Consider the following 269-nt stretch of genomic DNA (forward strand, 5'->3'; position numbering starts at 1 on the left):
CTGTTCGAGCGGCCCAGGACCCCGTTCGTGGCGGACTTCCTCGGCGCGGCCAACTTCCTGCCCGGCCGCATCGAGCAGCACACCGACGAGCACACCCTGGTCCGCCTGGATGCCAGCGGCACTCTGCTCAAGGCGCGTCGCCACCAGCTGCCCTCCGGCAGTCAGGTGAAGGTTGCTGTGCAGCCGGGTCGGCTGCGGGCCTGTGCCACCGATGACGGGTTCTGTACCGGCACGGTGGAGACCGCCACCTACGTCGGCACTTTGGTCCG

1 pseudogene is annotated in these 269 nt (G+C 69.5%); it reads left to right on the forward strand.

The annotated features are described in order from the left end of the window. A pseudogene (locus tag KUM44_RS35060) lies at positions 1 to 269 on the forward strand (polyamine ABC transporter ATP-binding protein); the annotation flags it as partial.

Origin of the sequence: Streptomyces sp. AC550_RSS872 (assembly GCF_019049285.1) — a bacterium.
GTDB lineage: Bacteria > Actinomycetota > Actinomycetes > Streptomycetales > Streptomycetaceae > Streptomyces.